At 58.7% G+C, this 23,646-nt stretch carries 17 protein-coding genes; 9 read left to right on the top strand and 8 right to left on the bottom strand.

What is annotated here, in order from left to right; all coding sequences use genetic code 11:
- Positions 1 to 3: 3 nt before the first annotated feature.
- Entirely contained in the window at positions 4 to 3,861 is a 3,858-nt protein-coding gene (locus HBO41_RS09330) for a hypothetical protein (RefSeq protein ID WP_169985926.1), read from the bottom strand.
- Positions 3,862 to 4,224: 363 nt separating this feature from the next.
- The gene (gene pssA, locus HBO41_RS09325; protein WP_017135533.1) at positions 4,225 to 5,568 is read right to left on the bottom strand and encodes a CDP-diacylglycerol--serine O-phosphatidyltransferase; all 1,344 of its coding nucleotides are present in this window, start codon (positions 5,566 to 5,568) and stop codon (positions 4,225 to 4,227) included.
- A gap of 125 nt (positions 5,569 to 5,693) precedes the next feature.
- Here pssA and HBO41_RS09320 point away from each other — a divergent pair, with 125 nt between their 5' ends.
- Both HBO41_RS09320 and HBO41_RS09315 read left to right on the top strand, forming a co-directional pair.
- Positions 5,694 to 6,257 carry a TetR/AcrR family transcriptional regulator gene (locus HBO41_RS09320; protein ID WP_138453363.1) on the top strand — a complete coding sequence of 188 codons (564 nt, stop codon included), beginning with the start codon at positions 5,694 to 5,696 and terminating at the stop codon, positions 6,255 to 6,257.
- A 54-nt stretch (positions 6,258 to 6,311) separates the two neighbouring features.
- Positions 6,312 to 6,791 carry a nuclear transport factor 2 family protein gene (locus tag HBO41_RS09315; protein WP_099549842.1) on the top strand — a complete coding sequence of 160 codons (480 nt, stop codon included), beginning with the start codon at positions 6,312 to 6,314 and terminating at the stop codon, positions 6,789 to 6,791.
- A gap of 116 nt (positions 6,792 to 6,907) precedes the next feature.
- Here the strand turns inward: HBO41_RS09315 and HBO41_RS09310 are convergent, their stop codons facing one another.
- Positions 6,908 to 8,062, bottom strand: coding sequence for a PQQ-dependent sugar dehydrogenase (locus HBO41_RS09310; protein ID WP_169985924.1), 1,155 nt, complete (start codon positions 8,060 to 8,062; stop codon positions 6,908 to 6,910).
- Positions 8,063 to 8,074: 12 nt separating this feature from the next.
- On the bottom strand, positions 8,075 to 8,392 hold the full coding sequence (locus tag HBO41_RS09305; protein WP_099549844.1) for a hypothetical protein: 318 nt from the start codon (positions 8,390 to 8,392) through the stop codon (positions 8,075 to 8,077).
- A gap of 184 nt (positions 8,393 to 8,576) precedes the next feature.
- On the opposite strand from HBO41_RS09305, the gene HBO41_RS09300 reads away from it, so the two are divergent.
- Positions 8,577 to 9,416, top strand: coding sequence for a Ku protein (locus tag HBO41_RS09300; protein WP_169985922.1), 840 nt, complete (start codon positions 8,577 to 8,579; stop codon positions 9,414 to 9,416).
- Between the two features lie 24 nt (positions 9,417 to 9,440).
- Positions 9,441 to 11,921, top strand: coding sequence for a DNA ligase D (gene ligD, locus HBO41_RS09295; protein ID WP_169985920.1), 2,481 nt, complete (start codon positions 9,441 to 9,443; stop codon positions 11,919 to 11,921).
- A gap of 176 nt (positions 11,922 to 12,097) precedes the next feature.
- Here ligD and HBO41_RS09290 read toward each other — a convergent pair whose 3' ends face one another.
- Positions 12,098 to 13,081, bottom strand: coding sequence for an aldo/keto reductase (locus tag HBO41_RS09290; RefSeq protein WP_099549847.1), 984 nt, complete (start codon positions 13,079 to 13,081; stop codon positions 12,098 to 12,100).
- Positions 13,082 to 13,193: 112 nt separating this feature from the next.
- On the opposite strand from HBO41_RS09290, the gene HBO41_RS09285 reads away from it, so the two are divergent.
- Positions 13,194 to 14,120: a LysR family transcriptional regulator gene (locus HBO41_RS09285; protein WP_169985918.1), complete on the top strand. Its 927-nt coding sequence runs from the start codon at positions 13,194 to 13,196 to the stop codon at positions 14,118 to 14,120.
- A gap of 159 nt (positions 14,121 to 14,279) precedes the next feature.
- Positions 14,280 to 19,193: a glycosyltransferase gene (locus tag HBO41_RS09280; protein ID WP_262380242.1), complete on the top strand. Its 4,914-nt coding sequence runs from the start codon at positions 14,280 to 14,282 to the stop codon at positions 19,191 to 19,193.
- A gap of 105 nt (positions 19,194 to 19,298) precedes the next feature.
- On the opposite strand, the gene HBO41_RS09275 is transcribed toward HBO41_RS09280, so the two are convergent.
- The 3 genes from HBO41_RS09275 to HBO41_RS09265 all read right to left on the bottom strand — a co-directional run bounded on the left by HBO41_RS09275 (position 19,299) and on the right by HBO41_RS09265 (position 20,281).
- Positions 19,299 to 19,439, bottom strand: a complete 141-nt coding sequence (locus HBO41_RS09275; RefSeq protein ID WP_017135523.1) for a hypothetical protein — start codon at positions 19,437 to 19,439, stop codon at positions 19,299 to 19,301.
- Between the two features lie 11 nt (positions 19,440 to 19,450).
- Positions 19,451 to 19,663 (bottom strand): hypothetical protein, encoded by a 213-nt coding sequence (locus HBO41_RS09270; RefSeq protein WP_169985916.1) that lies wholly within the window; start codon positions 19,661 to 19,663, stop codon positions 19,451 to 19,453.
- Between the two features lie 72 nt (positions 19,664 to 19,735).
- Positions 19,736 to 20,281, bottom strand: a complete 546-nt coding sequence (locus tag HBO41_RS09265) for a hypothetical protein (RefSeq protein ID WP_026013566.1) — start codon at positions 20,279 to 20,281, stop codon at positions 19,736 to 19,738.
- Between the two features lie 463 nt (positions 20,282 to 20,744).
- On the opposite strand from HBO41_RS09265, the gene HBO41_RS09260 reads away from it, so the two are divergent.
- From HBO41_RS09260 to HBO41_RS09250, 3 genes are all read left to right on the top strand, one after another.
- Positions 20,745 to 22,154, top strand: a complete 1,410-nt coding sequence (locus tag HBO41_RS09260) for a circularly permuted type 2 ATP-grasp protein (protein WP_169985914.1) — start codon at positions 20,745 to 20,747, stop codon at positions 22,152 to 22,154.
- Positions 22,155 to 22,156: 2 nt separating this feature from the next.
- Positions 22,157 to 23,107: an alpha-E domain-containing protein gene (locus HBO41_RS09255; protein WP_017135519.1), complete on the top strand. Its 951-nt coding sequence runs from the start codon at positions 22,157 to 22,159 to the stop codon at positions 23,105 to 23,107.
- A gap of 108 nt (positions 23,108 to 23,215) precedes the next feature.
- The gene (locus tag HBO41_RS09250) at positions 23,216 to 23,644 is read left to right on the top strand and encodes a nuclear transport factor 2 family protein (RefSeq protein ID WP_169985912.1); all 429 of its coding nucleotides are present in this window, start codon (positions 23,216 to 23,218) and stop codon (positions 23,642 to 23,644) included.
- Positions 23,645 to 23,646: the final 2 nt, after the last annotated feature.

Raw genomic sequence — 23,646 nt, 5'->3', positions numbered from 1 at the left:
TGCTTAGTTCACCGGTGCGTCGGGCTTGAAGTCTTCAATTGGCGCTCCAGTGGGTGTCTGCGTTACCGGATCAATCGCATACCATTTAGTGTCTATTTGTACCGCATATGTCGGGCAGCTTCGACTCACGCCCAGCTGGCTTCCTGGGTAAGCGCCGCTCGCCTGCCGTGGGGCTAACGCGTCATACGCCCCAAGCCCCCAACGGCATTTCTCAAAGGCGGTGGTCGTCAGAAAAAAGCCTGGCCCCACACAAACCAATTCGCCTCTGAGCACCTGCCTGGCCGCCCCCAGGGCTTTGGGGCCAATCCTGAACACATCAAAAACCCCGTCCAGCGGGTTGAACAAACCGCGCAACATTTTCGATCCACCCTTCAGCGCGGTCATCGTAAACGCACGACTGCCGAACGGCACAACCGTTTTGAACCCACTGAAAAAGCCACGTAACCCACCGGTAAACGCAAAGGAGGCAAAGTCGATCACCAGCCCCTTCAGGCCTGCGCCAATGTTGCCGTCGGCGATATCGGCAATCGCCCCCACAAATGGGATCAGGCTTAATACCATCCTGAGGTTTTCACGGGTAAAGACCTTTCCGGAATCAAACGGATAACTGCGTCTTCTCTGTAGCGTTGTCGGCGCGTTGGCGTATTCCAACAGCGTCTCGCGCTTCACATCGAACGTAGCGTTGACGATGGCCCTGGCTATATCGTTGGTTTTTTTCGACGCCCAACTGTTAGGCACAGCACCTGGCGTGCTGCTGGCCCACCTCGACGAATTCCGCCCTGGCAACGTCTCTCCGAACTTTTCGATAATGGCCTTGGTTCGCACGCCGGGACGCAGATCGCTGCCTGTCTGATAGGCCTGAAGGTCAAAATCTACTTGTGTTGCCTTGCGATAGTCCGCAGGTACATTGGCAAAAGGACCATACGGGACCGTCCCCTTTTCAATCACCCCGTCCAACTTTAGCGTAGAGAACAGCAAGTTGCGCTTGCACACTTTCATGGGCCCCGGGAACATTTCGAGACAGGTATAACCTCCCTCTGGCCCCTTGTTTTTGTAGCGCAACAACACACCCTGTTTGGCCCTCTTTTCGACCACCTTCGAGTCGCTCCCCTGATCCTGGGCCAGGGATTCCCCGGTTTCCTCACGCAACGTGAAAATCTCCACATCGCCGGACTCCAACCCTGTGCGTACATCCAGCGGTGCATTGGCGATCATCAGTTTGATCACCGTTTCCTGTGCGCGACGACTGTCGGCCAGGTATTGGTCCACTGCCGGCGCTACCAGCGGCTTGATACGTGGAAGCTTCTTGATTCTTTCTTCAAAGATTTCCTGGGAGATAGTGGGGTGCGTGAATGCGTATTTCTTCTCGCCAAAAAGTCGCGTATTCACCCACTGCTGAGCCACGAAAAAAGGGTCCTCCTCAGGTTCTCCGGCAAGGATCAACTCGGTCAACAACGGGGTACGTGTTTCCAGGTGGCCCTCGTTTCTGGCGTCATACGGTTTGTCGGTCACCAGCGTCAACTTGATCTTGGCGATCTCATCCCGCGTCATTTCGGGAAACAACAGAACCAATTGATCAATCAATAGGCTCGTCTGCGAAGGTGGCTCGCTTGTCAGGCTCTGGAAGGCCGCGACAGTACTGCTCTGGCGGTCAGCAAACGCTTGCGCGGCCGCCCGATAATCCCCTGCGGAATAAGTCCCATCGCTAGTTTTGGGAAACACACCGGCCATCACCGCCCAATCCAACAGAGGCGCAGCCCCCAGGCATTTGATCAGCGTCTCGTGCTCCGGCCCCATGGGTTCGAGTCGGGTAAGGGCTTGCGCCTCCGAGATGTTCAATGCGCGCGAACTGCCTGCCCCACTGAGTTTTTCCGCCATGGCGCAACCCAGGCGCAGGCTCATCCAAGCGGTCGAGCCCACGCTGACTTGGCCAGGAGACAGCTTGAGCGCCTCAGGTGCCTGTGGCGATAACCCAGGATCCGGTTTGATCAGAAACTCGGGGGCCGCCTGTGCCAACAACATATGGGCGATCAAGGGCGCGGTATTGACGTCGGCACCCTTTTTTCTCAATAAGCCTTCAATGTCAGCACGTACTTCGTCCAAGGTACGACCAAGGTTGTTGGGCTGATAAATGTCGTAGCCCGCAACCATCCCAGGCTTGCCAGGCATCTGTGCATTGACGCTGGCCTTGATGGTGGCCGCCAGGAGTTGATGGCGGGTAGCCTTTGACAGCTGTTTGCCGCCGGTAACCTCAGCCATATTCAACTGCTGCGCCAATGCCTGAGCCTTGATGATCGCCTCGTGCGAGTCGAAAAACTGCTGCAGTTGCAGGTCAGGGTCGCGGGGCAAATTTGTCCGGGCCATATGGCTGGCGAACAGTTCGGACACCGAGCCAGGCCCGCTGGACGCTGCCTTCAACACGTTCAGGTCAGCGGGCGACAGCGCGCCAGGGGCCCATGTATAAGGTGACAAACGGGCATAGTCACCCTGCGTTGGCGCGGGTGGCAGCTTGGCGGTCAGCCAACTGATGGCCGAATTGATCTGCGTAACCGTTTCGGGGCTTCCCAGCCCGGAAAACGCCAGTACTTGCCGCACGTCATAAACGGCCTGGGAGTACAGGGCATTCCCGGTCGCCTTGCTCATCTCTACCAGTTGATGGAGGTCGTTATTGAGCGCGTGGATAGCGGCTTTTTCGGCCGGGCTGCCACCTATCGAAACGTTGTAGATCTCTTGGTCAAGAATGACTTGAACACTGATCCATTGATTGGCCGAGTCACGTATCTCAAGGCTTCCATTGGATATCCTGTAAACGCTCTCAGCACCACCCAGACCGGACCTCTCGATGAAAGCCTTGAACGCCGGCCTGCCCAGCCACTCAACAAAACGTTCACGGGGCGCATGACTTTTGTGTGCCAGCGTCGATTCAGGATAAACGGTGGCGTACTGCGCGCTCAGAGTGGGCGTATCACCCTCCCCACGGTCCTTGACCAACCCTCGCAACTGAGAGGTGAGGTGCGTTCGCACATCAATGTCACTGTTGTGCTGCATGAGCTGCTCATACTGCCGGCGCCACTGGTCGCGATGCTGGTCGGATATCGGCGGCCAGCCGTGTTTTTTCAGGCGTTTCCCAAGCGCCTTTGCATCTATTTGAGGGGCCGGATATTCCACACCGTAGAATTCAAGCACCGCATTAAAATCGCGAAATTTGACCGTGTGCTGGCCCGGCAGCAATACACCCATATCACTCGGCTTCAACTGCTTCACTGCCGCACTCACTTTCGCGCTGACCTCCCACCAGCCGGAGCCGTCGGTGGTCGTGAAGGTTCGCGCGACTGTTTTGCCGTCAACCACCACTGTGCCTTCGACCCTGTCGCTGAAAACAAGCGCAGTTGATAGATCCAGGCCTTTGGATGTGAGCCAGGCCTGCACCTGTGGCTCGTTCACCGCCTCAGTGTAGGCATCAATGAAGGGCCTTATCGAGGCACCTGGAGGAAACGGGTCGGCGTTCAGTTTGTGGGTAGTCAGCAGATGAGTGAGGGTTTTCTGCAGGCTGCTGTCGGCTTTTTTTGCTTGCGCCAATGCGGGATAAACCGCTGTTTTGCGCTCAGCGTCGGGGGCGTGCGCGTCACTTTCAGACGCAACCTCGCGCGTCTTGCGTATCGATGCGGGTTCAAACTTGAATTGCGTCAGCTGTCCGCGTACCGGGCGGGGTGCGCCTGCAGGCGGCCCGTTTTCAATCATTGGCAAAACAGCGGGGTCAGGCGTTGCAGGCTTTACAGCAGGCCCCGTGGGGAGCTGCATCTGAGACAGGTGGGGATGACTGACAACTGTAACGCTACCCTTGGCAAGGCTTGTCGACATTCAAAAATTCTCTCTACCGGTTGGGTTGATGAGAGTTCTCGTCCCTAAAAACAGTCGGTTAAGAAAATATTAAGAATTCTTGAGATGCAGAGTAGGAAATTTCTCGATTGACTGAGGAATAGTGTGAAAACCTGAGCGCTTGAACCGGCACCGAAAGGATGTGCCCGTTGTGGGCCACCATCTGGCGACCAAGCCCTTGCGGGTGGGAGATCCACTCAATGAGCGCAGGTATGTGCGCACAAGCGAGTGGCAGCGTGCACGTCCCTTAGATCTGTTCCACAGAGAAATGTACGAACCTGGGTGTAGGCAAACTCTCAAGATGGCGAAGACCTTCTGAGAGTTTGCGGTAACGCGTCCGCTTTCCTACAAGATCCGGTAAAGCAACCGCTCAATCCGCACCCGGCTGACCCGGCGCAAAAACTTGCCGACTGCTGGCGGATACTCCACCAGGGTCTGCAATTGCTGATACCGCTCGATGCGCGTGGTGTGCTGGAAGATCTGCGCGAGCTCTGTGCGCCGCGGCGCCAGCCACTCGCCCTTGGGATCATCGATCAGCAAGGCATTTTCCAGATCGAGGCGGAATGCCCGTGGGTTGAGGTTGTTGCCCGTGAGCAAGGTGTAACGCTGGTCGACCCACATACCCTTAAGGTGATAAGTGTTGTCGCCGTCACGCCATAAGTGCAGGTTCAACTGGCCGCTGTCGATCATCGGCTGATGGCGTTTGGCGAAGCGGCGCAGGCTGATTTCATACAGGTAAGGCAAGGCCGAGATCACCTTGAACGGCTCGCTGGGCGGGATGTAGAAATCGTTGGCGGTTTTGTCGCCGACGATAATGTCGACCTTCACCCCACGCGCCAGGGCGCGGTTTATTTCGCGGGTCACCGGCAGCGGCAGGTTGAAATACGGCGTGCAGATGGTCAGTTGATGCTGGGCACTGGCAATGAGTTCGAGGATCACCCGGTTCAACGGATTGTTCTTGCCCACACCCAGCAACGGGCTGACCGACAAGTGCCCATTGGGCAGCAAACCTGTGGTGGTGTCGTAGGTCGCGTGCTTCAAGCGGCTGCGCAAGTCACCGATGTCATTGCGCAGGCTGCGGGTGGTCGGCAGGTTTGGCAGGTCCAGGCGATGCACGGCTTTGGACGCGACCAGGCCGTGTTCCACCAGGTGTTGCATCGAATCAGCCAAGGACTTGCTGTGGATCAGGTGATAGCGGTCAAAGCGGTATTTGTCGAACTTGTGCAAGTACACATTGTTCAGGCTGGCGCCGCTGTACAGCACGCTGTCATCGATCACAAAGCCCTTGAGGTGCAACACGCCGAACAGTTCGCGGGTTTGCACCGGCACGCCGTACACCGGTACTTCGCTGGCGTGGGAGTGGGTCATGGCCTGGTACCAGGCGCTGTTGCCCGGCTGCTTGCCGGCGCCGATCAGGCCGCGCTGGGCGCGCAACCAGTCAACCACCACCACGATATCCAACTCGGGCCGTGCCGCCTTGGCGGCGTGTAAGGCGTCGTAGATTTCCTGCCCCGCTTCGTCCTGCTGCAAGTACAGCGCGACGATGTAGATGCGTTGTGTGGCCTGGGCGATTTTTTCCAGCAGGCACAGACGGTACGCAGCGGCACCGGACAGCACGTCGATGGCATCGGGAGACAGCGGGAAACCACGCAGTTTGGGCAACAGGGAGCGTTTGAAGAACGACGGCATAAGGCTCGCAATGGGTCGAATCCGAAGAGGCACAGAGCTTACACCATGGGGCTGCTCAGGTCTCGTCGCGGCCAATGGAAAAAATTTAATTGACCATGAAGAACGATCGTTCTACTGTTTGTTTCATGAACGATATTAACAGCAACGAAACCCGCGACATTATCCTCGACGTCACCGAGAAGTTGATCTATCGCCACGGCATCGCCGCCACCGGCATGGAGTTACTGGTGAAAACCGCCGGCGTCTCACGCAAAAGTATTTACCGTTACTTTGCCAATAAAGACGAGCTGGTCATCGCTGCCCTGCAACGCCGCGACGCACGCTGGATGCAGTGGCTACGCACTGAAGTGGAACGCAGCGAAGGCAGCGGCGAGCGCCTGCTGGCGCTGTTCAGCGCACTCAAGGCCTGGTTTGGCTCGGCAGACTTTCGCGGCTGCGCCTTTATCAACACCAGTGGCGAAACCGGCGATGCGCAAGACCCGGTGCGCCTGCTGGCCAAGGCGCATAAACAAAAACTGTTCGAGTACGCCCTTGAACTGTGTAAAGCACATGGCACCCCCGACCCCGAACGGCAGGCAGCGCACCTGCTGATTCTGATCGATGGCGCCATTACCGTTGCCCTGGTCATGGGCGATTCAACAGCAGCTGATAATGCGCAATGCATGGCGCGAACGTTATTAGGACTTTGAACGCACAGGCTGAGCAACTTTCGACAACACCTTGGTATTGATAGGAGCTGCCCCATGTCATCGACAGCAGAACAACGTCCGCCGCTGCCACCGTTCACGCGTGAATCGGCCATTGAAAAAGTGCGCCTGGCCGAAGACGGCTGGAACTCCCGCGACCCGCAACGCGTGTCGCTGGCGTATACCCTGGACACGCAGTGGCGAAACCGTGCCGAATTCGCGCATAACCGCGAAGAGGCCAAGGGTTTTCTCACGCGCAAGTGGGCCAAGGAACTGGACTATCGTCTGATCAAGGAGTTGTGGGCATTCACCGGCAACCGTATCGCCGTGCGCTATGCCTATGAGTGGCATGACGACTCCGGCAACTGGTTCCGTTCCTATGGCAACGAAAACTGGGAATTCGACGAAAACGGCCTGATGGCCAACCGTTTTGCCTGCATCAACGATCTGCCGATCAAAGCAACCGAGCGCAAGTTCCACTGGCCGTTGGGCCGGCGCCCGGATGATCATCCGGGGTTATCCGACCTCGGCCTGTAAGCCACACGCATAGGTATCTACACAACCGGTTATTGTGGCGAGCAGGCTTGTCCTGCTCGCCACAGGAGAAATTGGCGGCCTTCAATCCAGCTCCCACATTGGACCATCAGCCTCTGTCAGTCCTGATTCAGGCCGACGCGATACAGTACGCCCTTGTCCTCATCGGTCAGCACGTACAGGAAGCCGTCCGGCCCCTGACGCACATCGCGAATCCGTGCCTTCAACCCGCCCAGCAGGCGCTCCTCGTGGATCACCTTGTCGCCATCGAACTGCAGGCGAATCAACTCCTGGCTGGCCAACGCGCCGATAAACAGGTTGTGGTCCCAGGCTTTGAAACGCTCGGCGTCATAGAACGCCATGCCACTGATGCCGGGTGATTTTTCCCAGACGTGGTGGGGTTCCACAGTGCCCTCCACAGCCTTGCCCTTGGCTTCCGGAATCGGCGTCAGCGAATAATTGATGCCGTGGGTTGCCAGGGGCCAGCCATAGTTTTTGCCGCGCTCGATGATGTTGATTTCATCGCCACCGCGCGGGCCATGTTCGTTTTCCCAGATCGTGCCGCTCCAGGGGTTCAACGCCAACCCCTGCGGGTTGCGCTGGCCATAGGACCAGATCTCCGGGCGCACGCCCTGCTGGCCCACAAAGGGGTTGTCTTCCGGCACACGGCCATCCGGGTAAATGCGCACGACCTTGCCTTGCAACTTGTCCAGGTCCTGGGCCGTCGGCCGGTCATTGTTCTCGCCCAGGGTCACAAACAGGTAGCCGTCCCGGTCGAACGCCAGTCGCGAGCCGAAGTGATTGCCGGTCGACAGTTTGGGCTCCTGGCGCAATATCACTTTGAAGTCTTTGAGCCCGCTCAAATCATCGGCCAAACGCCCACGCCCCACGGCAGTGCCGGCCTTGCCACCCTCGCCGCCGCCTTCGGCATACGACAGGTAGACCAGGCGGTCTTGCTTGAAGTCTGGCGACAGCACCACGTCGAGCAAACCGCCCTGCCCTTTGGCCCACACCTGCGGCACGCCGGTCAGCGGCGCAGAGAGCTTGCCGTCCGGGCTGACAAAGCGCAGGTGGCCGGGGCGCTCGGTCACCAGGAAGCCTTGTTTGTCCGGCAGAAACGCCACGGCCCACGGGTGATCGAGGCCTTTGGCAATGGGGGTGGCAGTGATGCTGCCTTGCTCACTGGGGAACTGCTGGGCATCCGCCGCCATGACGGCCGTCACGGGCAGCAGAGTTGAGCAGATAGCGGCTAACAGGGTTTTGCGTAGAAACATAAGACAGAGTCCTTACCGGCGATTGCCGTTGGCATCGTAAGTGGGCGCTTTGGGTGCAGTGGCAGGACGGCTCGGGGCCGCGTTACGCGTCGGGTAACGATTGCCGATACCGCCGTTTTCCACGGTCGGTGCAGGGCCGGTCGGCGCGGGTTGAACCCCGCGGGTGGCGGCCGGCGCATTGGGCTGGGTGCCCTGCATGCTGTTGGGGTTAGCCCGATGGATTGGGCTGTTATTGGTGTTGTAGCTGCCGGGCAGGTTCTGCGCCTGGGCCAACGGCGCGAGGGCCAGGCCCAGCGCGACTACGGCGAGGTAACGCACACAGCTGTTCATGACAAAGCCTCATTGGGGCGAGTAGTACGTGCTTTCGATAACACGCTACGCCTTGGGTTCGGCTTTCGACATTAAATAGTTTCTCATCAGATGTAACACGATCTGTCCGCGCATCCGTCCGCCGAAACTTTTGCGCCAGCCTGCGAGTCACCAGAACACCGACTCTTCTCAAGGAACCGCAGCCATGCCAAGGGCAATCTGGAAAGGCGCCATCAGTTTCGGCTTGGTCCATATCCCGGTCTCGCTGGTCTCGGCCACGTCCTCCCAGGGCGTTGACTTTGATTGGCTGGACAAACGCAGCATGGACCCGGTGGGCTACAAGCGCATCAACAAGACGACTGGCAAGGAAGTCACCAAAGACAATATCGTCAAGGGCGTGGCCTTTGAGAAAGGCCGCTATGTGGTGCTCAGCGAAGACGAGATTCGCTCGGCCCACCCCAAGTCGACCCAGACCATCGAAATCATCGCCTTTGTTGCCGCCGACCAGATCCCGCTGCAAAACATCGACACGCCCTACTTCCTGGCCCCGGACAAACGCGGCGGCAAAGTCTATGCGCTGCTGCGTGAGACCCTGAAAAAAACCGCCAAGGTCGCCCTGGCCAATGTGGTGCTGCACACCAAACAGCACCTGGCAGCGCTGATGCCGCTGGAATCAGCGCTGGTATTGGTGATGCTGCGCTGGCCCGCCGAAGTGCGCAGCCTCGACGAACTGGAACTGGGCAGTGACGTCACCAAACCGAGCCTGGCCAAGGGCGAATTGGACATGGCCAAGCGCCTGGTCGAAGACATGAGCGCCGACTGGCAGCCGGACGAATACCGCGACAGCTTCCAGGAAAAGATCATGGCGCTGGTGGCGAAGAAGGCCAAGGCCGGCAAAATAGAAGACGTCGAAAGCCAGCCTGGCAGCGAAGAACGCAAATCTGCCGATGTAATCGATCTGACCGAACTGCTCAAGCGCAGCCTGGCCGGCAAGCCCGCCGCGAAAAAACCGGCCGCGAAAAAAACCAGCAAAAAGGCCTCTTGAGCCCGCCATCAGCAGGAGAACGCCATGGCCAAGCCCCTGAGCGAATACACGCGCAAACGCGACTTCGAGATCACCGCAGAGCCCGCAGGCGATGCACCTGCCAGCAAATCCAAAGCCTCGGCATTGTCATTCGTGATTCAAAAACACGACGCGCGCAACCTGCACTATGACTTTCGCCTAGAACTTGATGGCGTACTCAAAAGCTGGGCGGTGCCCAAAGGCCCGAGCCTGGACCCCAGCCAGAAACGCCTGGCGGTCCACGTTGAAGACCACCCACTGAGTTACGGCAACTTCGAAGGCAATATCGCCGCCGGGCAGTATGGCGCCGGCGATGTGATCGTGTGGGATCGCGGGGTCTGGCAGCCTCACGACGATCCGCACAAGGCGTATGCAGCCGGCAAACTCAAATTCACCCTGGTCGGTGAAAAACTCTCCGGCGATTGGGCGCTGGTACGCACCCGCCTCAAGGGCAGCGGCGACAAGGAGCAGTGGTTGCTGATCAAGGAAAAGGATCAGCAAGCCCGCCCGGCCGCAGACTACGACATCGTAAAGGCCCAGCCCAAAAGCGTGCTCAGCGATGCCACCGTGGGCAAGCCCGCGCCTGCACCGCGTGCAAAGCGCCAGAAAGCCAAGACCGCCCTGCCCGATCAATTCGCGCCACAACTGGCCACCCTGGTCGACCGCGCCCCGCCCGGCGATTGGCAATACGAGATCAAATTCGACGGCTACCGCATGCTGGCGCGTATCCGCGACGGCGATGTGCGCCTGTTCACCCGCAACGGTCATGACTGGACCGAGCGTTTGCCGCGCCAGGTCAAGGCCCTCCAAGCCCTCAAGCTCAAGGACAGCTGGCTGGATGGCGAAGTGGTCAGCCTTAACGCCGATGGTTTACCGGACTTCCAGGCGTTGCAAAATGCGTTCGATATCGGCCGCAGCCTGGACATCGTTTACTACCTGTTCGATGCACCTTTTTTACACGGAAAAGACCTGCGTGAAGCGCCCGTGGAACAGCGCCGTGCTGCGCTTAAATCCGCGCTGTCGGGCAGCCGCAGCAAATTGCTGCGGTTTTCCGAAACCTTCGCCGCCAACCAACGCGACATCTTCGAAAGCGCCTGCGACCTGGCGCTCGAAGGCGTGATCGGCAAGCGCGTCGGCAGCCCGTATGTGTCCAGCCGCAGTGCCGACTGGATCAAACTCAAATGCCGCCTGCGTCAGGAGTTTGTGATTGTCGGTTACACCCGCCCGCAAGGTTCGCGCACCGGCTTCGGCGCGTTGCTGCTGGCGGTCAATGACGACAACGGCTTGGTGTATGCCGGGCGTGTCGGCACCGGGTTTGATCAGCACGCGCTCAAAGCGATTTACGCCCAGCTCACGCCTTTGGCGCGCAAAACTTCGCCACTGCAAAACCCGCTGACCAGCAGCCAGGCACGCGGCGTGCACTGGGTGGAGCCCGAGCTGGTCGGCGAAGTCAATTTCGCCGAATGGACCCGCGAAGGCGTGGTACGCCAAGCCTCATTCGTGGCGATGCGCAGCGACAAGCCTGTGGCGCAGATCATCCATGAGCAACCGCGCGCGGCCAAATCTCTCAAGCAGGCCTCAGTGCCGAAAAAAGCCGGCAACGGCGTGAACATCACGCACCCCGATCGCGTGATCGATCCACGAAGTGGCACGCAAAAGCAGCAGTTGGCAGACTTTTACGCCAGCATCAGCGAATGGCTCCTGCCGTTTCTGCGCCATCGGCCGGTCTCGCTACTGCGCGCGCCGGATGGCATCGAAGGCGAGCAATTCTTCCAAAAACATGCAGAGCGCCTGGCCATTCCCCATATCAAACAACTGGACCAGAACCTCGACCCTGGCCATGCACGGCTGATGGAAATCGACACCACCAAAGCCCTGCTCGGCGCCGTGCAGATGGGCACCATTGAGCTGCACACCTGGGGCGCGACTGTCGACAAAATCGAAACCCCGGACCGGTTTGTGCTCGATCTCGACCCGGACCCGGCGCTGCCCTGGAAAAGCATGCTGGAGGCCGCGCAATTGACCCTGTCGGTACTGGATGAGTTGGGCCTTGAGGCATTCGTCAAAACCAGCGGTGGCAAAGGCCTGCACGTGGTCATCCCGCTGGCGCGCCGGGACGGCTGGGAGACAGTAAAGGCCTTTGCCAAGGCCATCGCACAGTTTATGGCACAGCAACTGCCTGAACGCTTTACCGCTACCAGCGGCCCGAAAAACCGCATTGGCAAGATCTTTATCGACTACCTGCGCAATGCCCGCGGCGCGAGTACGGTGGCGGCCTATTCGGTACGGGCACGCCCGGGCCTGCCGGTCTCGGTGCCGGTGAGCAAGGACGAACTGAACGGGTTACGCGGTGCGCAGCAATGGACGGTGGCTAATCTGCATGAGCGTTTGAGCACGCTCAAGGATGACCCCTGGGCCGGTTACGCCAACCGGCAGAAGATCAGCAAGAAGATGTGGGACAAGCTGGGGGCGCAGCCGCCACAGTGATTGGCATCCAGCGTCCGCCGCTGATACGAAAGCGTCGGGGATCGCTTTGGCCAGGCCCCCAGCAAAGCCAACACAGCAAGCAAACCACCAGCGTTCTTGAATACGGTACCGCGCTTCATGCAAAAACCTCTACGAACAGGGATGGTGTTTGTGTGCCGACATCCCTGTCGTTAAGGCTAACGTTTGGCGGGGGCCATAAATTCCGGCCCGATTGGATCTTTTATCGTGCTGGCAAGAATACGGTCGATATGTGTCAGGTCATCGGCGGTCAGGTGCCAGCCAAACACCTCTTCAAAACCCTTCAATTGTTCCGGGCGGCGCGCGCCCCACAGTGCAATGGTCGGGCCTTGGTCCAACACCCAGCGCATGGCCAGGGCCAGCACCGACTTGCCATGGCATTCGCGCGCATAGCTGTCCAGCGCCGCCACAGCCGCCAGGTATTGCTCGAAACGCGGCGCCTTGAATTTGGGATCAAGCTTGCGCACATCATCCCCGGCAAAGCGGGTGGCCGAGTGCATGCTGCCGGTCAGCAAGCCACGGCACAGCGGGCCATAGGCCAACAGCACCAGCGAGCGCTGGCGGGCATAGGGCAGGATGTCGCTGTCGATGGCGCGCTCGAACAGGTTGTAGGGCGGCTGCACGGTGGCCAGCGCCGTGTGCCGACTGAAGTCGTCCATTTGCGCGCAGGAATAGTTGCTCACGCCAACGGCAAGGATCTTGCCCTCGCGGCGCAGGCGCTCGAGCTCTTCGGCGGTTTCTTCCTGGGCCACCAGCGGGTCGGGCCAGTGCACCTGGTACAGGTCGATATAGTCGGTGTCCAGGCGCACCAAAGAGTCTTCGACTTCTTTGCGGATGCGCCGCGCCGTGGCATTGCGCCGGGTGGTGCCGTCGTCCCATTGCAGGCCGGCCTTGGTGGCAATCACCGCGCTGTGGCGCATGCCGCGCACGGCCTTGCCGATCAGTTCTTCGGACAGCCCAAGGCCATACACCGGCGCGGTGTCGATCAGGTTGATGCCGCAGTTCAATGCATGACGAATGGTCTTGATCGACTGCTCGTTGTCCGCACCGCCCCACAAATGCCCCCCCATGGACCAGGTGCCGAGGGCAATCCGCGAGACGGCCTTGTCGATGCCGGCAATCCGGAGGGTCTCGATGCGCATAAAAAACTCCTCGAAGAGCAAAAATACGTAGGAAAACAATTACTCTAGATCATCCGATGTTGAATAGGGCTCAACGCCCCATGCAACCGAACTCCTAGTAAAGAGGCTTGATATGGCGGCTTTTAATCGTTCCGAATTGGCCGATCTGAATGTGTTCATGGCGATCATCCGGCGCCGCAGTTTTCGCCATGCCGCCCATGAGCTGGGCGTGACCACCTCGGCGCTGAGCCACACCATGCGCAACCTCGAAACGCGCCTGGGGGTCAAGCTGCTGTACCGCACCAGCCGCGCGGTGGAACCGACTGACGCCGGCACCCTGCTGGCGGAAAAACTCACCCAGGGCTTTGCCGTCATCCAGGACGGTCTCGATACCCTGGAGCTGCACCGCGAAGCGCCGATTGGCCGCTTGCGCATCAATGTGCCACGGGATGCAGCCGTGCTGCTGTTGGCGCCGATCCTCGGCGACTTCACCGACGCCTACCCGCAGTTGCGCCTGGACTTGATCGTCGAAGACCACATGCTCGACATCATTGCCGAAGGCTACGACGCGGGTATCCGCTACGGTGCGACCGTGCCACAGGACATGGTCGCGGTGCCGCTGACCGGCGCACTGCGCTGGATCATGGTCGCCTCCCCCGCCTACCTCGCCCGTCGCGGTACACCTCAGGTACCCAAGGACCTGCTGGAGCACGCGTGCATCCGCATGTACCTGGGCGACAAGACCACCTACAAATGGGAGCTGGGCAACGGTACGCGCCAACAACGCATCGATGTGCCCGGGCACTTCAGTGCGGCCGACACAGAAACCATCGTCAATGCTGCGTTGCAAGGCGTGGGGATTGCCTATTGTTTGTCCGACCGCGTGCAGCAGCAGCTTGCCGAGGGCCGACTGGTGGAAGTCATGCCGGACTGGGCCTGCATGGGCGAACCGCTGTGCATGTACTACCCGAGCCGCCGCCAGTCGCAACCGGGTTTGCGCCAGTTGATGGATATGATTCGGATGAAAACCATCGGTTCGCAGTTAATGGAAACACATTGAACCTGGGCCAGGCAGGTTGGCCTGGAGGGGGCGAAATATAGGGTTACGACTGAATCGGTGGAAGCAGGGAATCAAACCGAAGCGGCTGTTACGTAAGGGAAATGCCTCGTTAGTTCCCACGTCGAGGCGCTATTCCCACACGCACAACGGCAGCCCACTATGAACAGTGTTTCCAATCAGATCATCGCACGCCCTTCATCTGCTCCAACGTTGCCGCTACTGCCGCCGCTTTCAAGGCCAAAACGTGACACCGCGGCCCCGCAGGAAGAGCAGGCTGCCACACGGGCCAATGGAGACAGCGAACTGGCCATGCAATACGCGATCGCCCTGAACCTGGCTGGCCGTCGCACTCATGTTGAAGACTTCGATCACATTGCTCCCCACTCCACCTTTGGCCAATGGTGGAGGCACTTGCATGATGCCTTCCAATCGCCCGATGTTCAGCAGTGGATCAAGGCCTTGGGGGTTGATACCACCTCGATAAAAATCGATCCCAAATCAGGTCAGATTTCCTTTTACCTTGAGCGCTTTCTTGACCCGCTAAGCACATTACACACGCTGGGCCAGGACGACAGCCAGTGGGCTGCCCTGAGCGGGCCTATCCTGCGGGCCGCGAGCGTCATAGATGGCGAATTTCCTTTTGCGCCTCCCGTCAATAGCCCGGACGCACCTGTACCCTGGAAGCTCGTCGGTCGATTTTATCAGGAGCCACAGAACCTGACGCTGTCTGGCATGCTCAAGCGAGCGGACGAAATCAGCCACCAGACGGGTAACTTCAAAACCCTCGATCCAGACCGCTTTGCGGACAAGATCCAGTCGCGCAGCGAAGAAACACTACAGGAACAGAAAGCGGCACTGGGTGATATCCACAACTGGCACCGGGCGGGCGCTGCACTGCAACGCCTGGCGATGGCCCTGGAGGATGGCAGTAAAAAGTTCGAGGAACTCCAACCCGAACTGGGACAGCCGCTGCCACTGTCTGCAGACAGCACCTACCGGCCAACGGGCACTGGCGCCGCCAACGAAACCAGCCTGCTTCAATTTCTGACGGAGCATGGCATTGACGTCCCCACCAACCCCGAGCAACTGGAAAACCTCTCCAGCGCGCTCCTCACGACACCCCCCAAGGCCGCCCCCCATGGCGACTTGGGCGGCGCGCTGACATGGCCCGAACCACTTGCACGTGACAACCAGACCCAATTAAAGATGGGTATTACCGAAGGAAAATTCGGCGACGTCACATTAAGACCCTTCAAGCATGTCCTGGATTATCTGCTCAACGGCAGATCGATCTCCGCGCAGGAACAGCTGAATCCACGGCAGTTGATCAGCAGCTTGATAAGTTCAGACAGAGGCACCGCACTGGGCAAGGCAATTGAAGCCACATTCGAGGCTCGCTCAGTCAAAGGCAGTGTCACCGACTGGCTGCTGGCGGCCTTGGGCGTGGGGAAATACGACCAAGCCCACGGTGAAACACGTATTGAGGGCTACCCCCTGGTTTCAGCCCACAACAGCCATAAATCGGCTTCGAGGGTGGTCAAGGAGCTGGAGGAGCATCTGCTTGCCAACGACCTTGCTTCCAGCGCGCAAACAGCAGCCGTGCAGGCCCACCTCATGCTCGCCAGTCGCGCACCGCAGTTTTTGGTCAAGGGTATCCCGCAGGAAGTGACGATGGGTTCGCACAGCTGGGTCAGCTTCACCACGGCGGTAGCGCGCGTGGAAGCGAAAGCGCGAGGCGCGACAGCCAACATGGACTACGCGCAAATCATGCTCGCGGCCAATATTGCACCTATCTCGAACGAGGAACGCCAGATCGAATATGCCGCCCAGAACGAGGCGATCAAAGCCTGGGGCGTACCCAACGGCATGGGCTATCCGACCACGCAGACAGCCCTGTCCGAGGTGCGTGAGGCGTTCAACCGGCATATCAGCGAAATGAGCGAAGCCGCCTCACTGCCGCTCCTCGAGACGCCGACCACCAAAGCCATTGCGGTCGAGCTTTTGAAAAAAGCATGCCCCGGGATGGACCCAGCGCTGTTTGAGAAAAAGTGCATTACGTCGCAGCCCTCTACCAACGTATACCCCGGCCCCTACTCAATGTTGGACCTGCTCATTGATCGCAGGGCGCTTAGATCCCCACCACCAGATTCCGACAACAGAAAGCCTGCGGTATGGGTTTCATCATCAGACGAAATCAATATCGGCGATCTGCTGCCAATCCTCAAAACCCTGCCGGATCCCATCAAGCAGTTCAATGAGGACTTTCGCACGTTCTCTGACGCCGTCAAAAAGGCCACGTCGGCGCAGTTCAAGGTCATGATTTCGAAATTGCAACTGGAAGACCGGCAAAATCTGGCGTTCGGCGAAATCGTCGTACACAAAGAAATTCGCTACGACCGCATTCAAGGCTCCAGTTATGACAAGCGTGTTGAAACAGGCGTGGTACTGGTCGAGACCCTGCGTACCGTCAACGGTAAACCTCAGACCAGGCAGTACGCAATCAACCGGCTGGAGGGCACTATCACCCCGCGGCCGAGCCTGTTTTATGAATCACTCCCGCCCGCCAGCCTTGCCTCTACTGGACCACGTTACATAGCAGACCAGATAACGCCCAGGGGTGAGCACCCCGCGGGAATAACAGACGAACGCAAAGGCGCCACGGGTATACCTGATAGCGTTGCCAGTGCCAGAACCCAATACCTGGCCGACGCATTGATTGAGGATATGAAGCTGCCTGAGTTGGGCGCATATTCCAGGGGAACAACGACCTTTCAGACGGAACACAGCACCACCGAAGCCATTCGCGAGGTGCTGCTGGGCTTTATTCCGTTCAGGTCGGCCATTAAAAATTTCAACGAGGGCAAGACTGCCGACGGTGTTCTCGACCTGGCGTTCGACATTTTTGGTTTCGTGGTCGGCGTCGGCTCCGCTGCCAAGGCCGCGAGAGCTTCATTTGTCGGTGCTTCCGTGCTGTCAAAAGCTGCCCTGGGGTTCAAGATTGTCGGGCGGGCAGCAGTGGGCGCGCTCAATCCGTTGGGCGGTATTGATGACCTCGCGCGTAGCGCTATAAGGGGCGTAAAGTTTGTAGCCGGCAAAGCCTATAAAGGTGTCAATTACCTGCGCGGTTCGTACCGCCATGTCAACCTGTTGGAGGTGGCCAAAAGGGCCGATATCGCTGAAGGCGCATTCAGTGCCGCCAACAGCGCTCGCAACACAAAAGCCCTGGCTAAGTTCGATGAGGCAACCCATAAGTGGTACGCCTTGGATCCGCGCACGAAGCAGGCCTACGGCAAGCCGCTGGAGAACTTCGTCCCAGACGTGCCAAAACCGGGCGACTCGAATAGTTTGCGAGCAATCTCCAGTGACGACGCAATCCAGAACATCAGCAAGCAACACGGCCTGGCAGCAACCGGGACAATCCAGGTGGGCCAAGAAACAGTCGAGCGCCAGGCTGTGATGTTTCTGGGTAATTGGCATGAATACGATGCATTGAAGCAACGCGCCATGGGCCTGCCCTTGAGAGACTTTAAACCTAACCGCGTTGCTGCCAATGGAGAAGTACGCTCACTGGATGATCTGCACAGTTATGAAGCCCGCTACATCGCCGCAGACGGGTTATCGACCACGGGGTTGCAGAACAACGTGTTTGTGGGCCGCAGTAAACGCGAATATGTGAAGGTTGATGGCAGGCTCTTTGAGTCCCAAGTCAAAGACGGCCGGCGCGTCATCCGCCATCCGAACGGCACGAGCCCCGATATACCCGTTCAGGATCTTGGCCCTACAGGGTGGGCACCTTTATCCCGATCCGAACGTTTGCTGGCCGGCGCAGGTGGCACACCGACGCCTTTCAGGCTGGGAGATGGAACCTACGTAGTGCCGATGGACGATATTAAACGCGTGGAAACCTCAGGCAATCCATTCAGGATTACTTACAAAAACGTCGATCAGGAAGTTGCGTTCGACAGCACGGCCGGCGCATGGAGAGGCACCCACGAGCAAGGCCAGCAGTATTACTGGCGAACTACCAAAGGCCACTGGCAACGGGGAACACTTGAAGCGTCCAGAAAGGCTAAAAAAGCCAGCGCCCATCACTATAACTTTGTGGATATTTCGTCGATTCCCAGAATCCCCAAACAACTGGCTCCCGTGCCCAAAACGTTGAACTATTTCTGGGCGGGCCAGGAGATTCCCACCCACTTGGTCGACAACATGACCAAAAACGCCACCCGAGCTTCAGGCTATAAAACAGTCCTGCACGTGGACGCCGACAGCCCCGCTGTGTTCAAACAAATAGAAAGCAAGTTGAAGGAGAAAATTCCCGGCGTGACGGTGCTCAACCTTAATGAAGATGCCGCATTCAAGCAGTTGAAGACCGGCGAAATGTACAACTACTTCCGACAAGGGCAAGGGAAGAATCTGGCGGCAGCTTCGGATGTAGCCCGCTACCCGATAATGAATAAACACGGTGGTTTTTACCTGGACACCGATGATCTTATCCAAAGCAACGTCGGTGCCGTCGATGTAGCAGCAGGCGCCGACGATGTGCTGCTCGGTTTACCAGTGACGCACCAAGTGGCCGATTACAAAACGTTCTATAACACCAGTAACTTTGCTACTCGACCCGGCAACCCGGTGCTTGACGAGATGATCAGGGAAATGAATAAACGGTTTGCGACTAACAAACCCTACTTTGCGAATAATCGACCGACTATCACTCGAGGCCCCGAGGGCAGGCTGCAATTCACCCCGGAATTCAAGGAGTATGAGGCAAAAATTTTCGATACCGTAGGGCCGAATATGTTTAATGACACGCTTAAAATGAAAAGACCCGACATGTACGACTTAGGCTTGGATGGCCTCTCTAAAGAAGCAACATTAGTCGATGGCAAACTCGTGGCGCAGGGTCCGGTTGTCAACATTCAACAAAGCGTGAGTGAGGCCTATGCACGTCACGGCGTGGTGGCGCCAGTCACAGCGCCCTACCAGATCCTGAAGACCAAGGAGCATTACTTCCCGCTTCGCTACACGTTCAATGTGAAAGTTGGGGCTGACCATTCCTGGATCAGTACCTGATCGAAACACATTGAAGCAACCTGCACCGAGTTGCTGGGCCGTCGTTCATGACCTGAGCACTCAGCCAAAGCTGGCGTGGTATGAACGACGAGCCAAGGCGAACGCTCAATCCTGACTTTCGGTGTTGCCTACATCCGCTGCATCATCGAGGTCGTTGAGCGGTACTTCTGCATCATCCATCAATGAACCTGGGTCTTCATTGCCCGGGTCATTGAGTTCTTCATCGTCATCGAGTTCCTGGGACATGACCTTCTCCTCTAACCACCTTGGGTGTCGATATCGGCATCGGTTTCAGGCTTGGGCTCGCGCGTGGGCTTGAAGTCTGGACTGTAGTCGTTTTCCCGGGCTTTGGGGTCGCTGGCAGGTTTCGGGTCTTTTGGCGCATCGGCAGCGGTGCCGGGCGCCGGCTCGCCGCCATCGATGGCCGGGGCGTTACGGTTGCCGGTTTGGGGGTCGTTGCTGGTGTTCATAGGTCACCTCTTGAGTAAAACGCAGCCTGCGTAGAGTTAAGGGTGTGCGCAGCGCCACGAAGTTCAAATTGCTTAAGAGACCGGGTTATCCACCTGGATATAGAACGCATAGGCACCCAGCAGCACCCAGAACACCATAAACAGCCACGGTGCACGCATGGAGAACAGCAGCGACTTGCGATAGCCCTTGTGGGACGATTCGGTCTCGCAGAACAGCGGCGAATCATCGTAGGCCATGCCCATCACCGGCTCACTGCGCAGCAGCTCGCTCTGCTTGTAGTGCCAGTGGTCGATAATTTCGTAGGCGGCGCGAATACCTGGCCAGGCATTCAATGAGCTCAGAATGCCGAGGAAGGCCAGAAACGCGGGCACAACCAAGGTAAAAAACTTGCCCCACTCCGGGTTCAGGTTACCCATGCCGGAGACAAAGGCGATCACCAGGAACGACTGTGCCGAGAGATAGGCGTCGGTACGGTTGGCCAGAATGGTGGTTTCGTACTGGATCTCGCGGCGATAGAAATCGAGGCGGTCTTTGGGTGAGCCGAAAATCTTGGCATTGTGCTCGTTGTGATCGTCCAGGGCGGCTGCCGGTGTGTTGGGAGAGATGATTCTGGGCACGGTGGTGCTCCACAAGGTGACGAGCCTTGTTAGAAGAATCGGGGCTGGATGAAGTTCAAGTTTGTTCATGCACCAATTTGGCGCATTCGCTGCACCCTTGTAGTGAGCGGCGTTTAGTGGCACCACGCTTTTGTGGCGAGCGAGCTTGCTCGCGTTGGGCTGCGTAGCGGTCCCAATAAAAGCGGGAGCGCTGCGCACTCCAGCGCGAGCAAGCTCGCTCGCCACAAAAGCTCGCTCGCCACAGGGGAATAACTGCCTTGAACACCGTTCCGGCACAAGCATTGCTTAATGCATTCATCTGCCCGGATACAGGAGCATTCGTTACCCCCCGACCCAGAGCCGACCCCATAAGAAAGTAAGGACCAGGCCCGTTGGCACCCTCAGCCACAGGCTCATAAAAATATGCGTTTTTTTAAGCGGCAGTGCCACCCAAGGCAACCCTGGGCACTGACAAGGTACTGGAATGGCTCGATCTTTCTTTGATGAAATGAATGACGCAAACGGCGCCTGCCGTGCGCACTATCAGGACTTCTCCCTCTGGCTGGCCAATACGCCGCCGGAACTGTTGGCCCAACGGCGTCGCGAAGCCGATTTGCTCTTCCACCGCGCCGGGATCACCTTCACCCTCTACGGCGACGAACAAGACACCGAGCGCTTGATCCCCTTCGATATCATCCCGCGCAGCATCCCCGCCAGTGAATGGGCCATGATCGAACGCGGCTGCATCCAACGCGTCAATGCGTTGAACATGTTCCTTGCCGATATCTATCACGACCAGCGCATCATCAAGGCCGGGATCATCCCGGCGGACCAGGTGCTGGGCAACGAGGGTTATCAAAAGGCGATGGTCGGGCTGGACCTGCACCGTGACATCTACTCACATATTTCCGGCGTGGACCTGGTACGCGACGGCGACGGCACCTACTACGTGCTTGAAGACAACCTGCGCACCCCCAGCGGCGTGAGCTACATGCTCGAAGACCGCAAGATGATGATGCGCCTGTTCCCGGAAGTGTTCGCCAAGCAGCGCATCGCGCCGGTGGACCACTACCCCAACCTGCTGCTCAAGACCCTGAAAAGCTCGAGCCGGCTCGACAACCCCAATGTGGTGGTGCTGACGCCGGGGCGTTTTAACAGCGCGTTCTTCGAGCATGCGTTCCTGGCCCGGGAAATGGGCGTGGAGCTGGTGGAAGGCGCCGATCTGTTCGTGCACGACCTGAAAGTGTTCATGCGCACCACCGACGGCCCTAAACCAGTGGACGTGATCTACCGGCGTATCGACGACGCATTCCTTGACCCCCATGCCTTCAACCCGGACTCCATGCTTGGCGTGCCCGGCCTGGTCGCCGCTTACTGCGCCGGCAATGTGGTGCTGGCCAACGCCATCGGCACCGGCGTAGCCGATGACAAGTCCATCTACCCTTACGTGCCGGAAATGATCCGCTTCTATCTGGACGAAGAGCCGGTGCTGCAAAACGTACCGACCTTCCAGTGCCGCAAACCGGATGAACTGTCCCATGTGCTGGCGCATTTGTCGGAACTGGTGGTCAAGGAAACCCAAGGCTCCGGCGGCTACGGCATGCTGGTTGGCCCGGCTTCAACGGCTGCCGAAATCGAAGACTTCCGCCAACGCATCAAGGCGCGCCCTCACGCCTACATCGCCCAGCCGACGCTGAGCCTGTCCACCTGCCCCACCTTCGTCGAAAACGGCATCGCGCCACGGCACATCGACCTGCGCCCGTTTGTGCTCTCGGGCAAGGAAACCCGCCTGGTGCCTGGCGGGCTGACCCGTGTAGCGTTGAAGGAAGGCTCGTTGATCGTCAACTCGTCGCAAGGCGGCGGAACCAAGGACACCTGGGTGGTGGAGGGCTGAGTATGTTGAGTAGAACCGCCGCAGATCTGTACTGGATGTCCCGTTACCTGGAACGTGCCGAGAACCTGGCGCGCATGCTGGAAGTCAGTTATTCGCTGTCGTTGATGCCCCAGGCCGGGCGCAGTGACGGGCTGGATGAATTGGCCATGTCGCTGCTCAGCAGCGGCACACTGGACAGCTACCTCGAACGCCATAAACAACTGGACGCCGAACGCATGCTGCACTTCTTCGCCCTCGACGAAGAAAACCCGGCCAGCATCTACAACTGCCTGCGCGCCGCCCGTGGCAATGCCCACGCCGTGCGCGGGCGCATTACCGCCGACATGTGGGAAAACCTCAACGCCACCTGGCTGGAAATGCGCAGCATCGCCGCCGGCGGCCTGGCGCGCCATGGCATCAGCCACTTTTGTGACTGGGTCAAACAGCGCTCGCACCTGTTTCGCGGGGCCACCTCCGGCACCATCATGCGCAATGACGCCTACCGGTTTATTCGCCTGGGCACCTTTGTCGAGCGTGCGGACAACACGTTGCGTCTGCTGGACGCGCGTTATGAAATGTTCGGCGAAGAATCCGAAGAGGTCAGCGACCTTTCGGCACGCGGCTATTACCAGTGGAGCGCCCTGCTCCGTGCGTTGTCGTCATTTGAGGCTTACACCGAGCTGTACCCGAATGCGCTGAATGCGCGCTCGGTCTCGGAGTTGCTGCTGTTGCGCAGTGATGTACCGCGCTCACTGCACGCGTGCATCGAGGAGTTGAGCCATATCCTCGCCGACCTGCCCGGCAGTTACGGGCGCGAGGCTCAACGCCTGGCGGCCGAGTTCGAAGCGCGGCTGCGTTATACCGGCATCGATGAAATCCTGGAGGACGGCTTGCACAGCCGGCTCACGGACTTTATCGACACGGTGCGCGAACTGGCGCGGGCGATTCACAGCTCGTACCTGGAAGTGGTGTGAGTGCATTCGGGTTACTTATCTGTCAATTCGGGTGATTGACCCTGCTTGAGTGCCGCTCTTATGTTGGGCAGGTGAACGACCTTCCCAACATAAGAACAGGTACAGCCCATGTCCGAACTCCACCTGAACCCCGCCGCCGCCCACAGCCTGCAACGCTGGCACACCATGCTGGCTACTCGCGACCTCAACGCCCTGCCCGAACTGCTCGCGCCTGACGCGGTGTTCCGCTCGCCCATGGCCCATACGCCCTACCCCGGCGCGCCGGTGGTGTCGATGATCCTCAACACGGTGATCAAGGTGTTCCAAGACTTCGCCTATCACCGTGAACTGGCGAGTGCCGATGGGCTTAACGTGGTGCTGGAGTTCAGCGCGCGCGTGGGTGAAAAACAGCTCAAGGGTATCGATATGATTCGCTTCAATGAACAGGGGCAGATCGTCGAGTTTGACGTGATGGTGCGCCCGTTGAGTGGGTTGCAGGCGCTGGGTGAGGAAATGGGCCGCCGGCTGGCGCCGTACCTGGCCAAGGCCAAATCCTGAAG

The sequence above is a fragment of the Pseudomonas sp. WS 5146 genome (assembly GCF_012985495.1).
GTDB classification, from domain to species: domain Bacteria; phylum Pseudomonadota; class Gammaproteobacteria; order Pseudomonadales; family Pseudomonadaceae; genus Aquipseudomonas; species Aquipseudomonas edaphica.
This window is presented reverse-complemented; position numbering and strand designations above follow the sequence as displayed.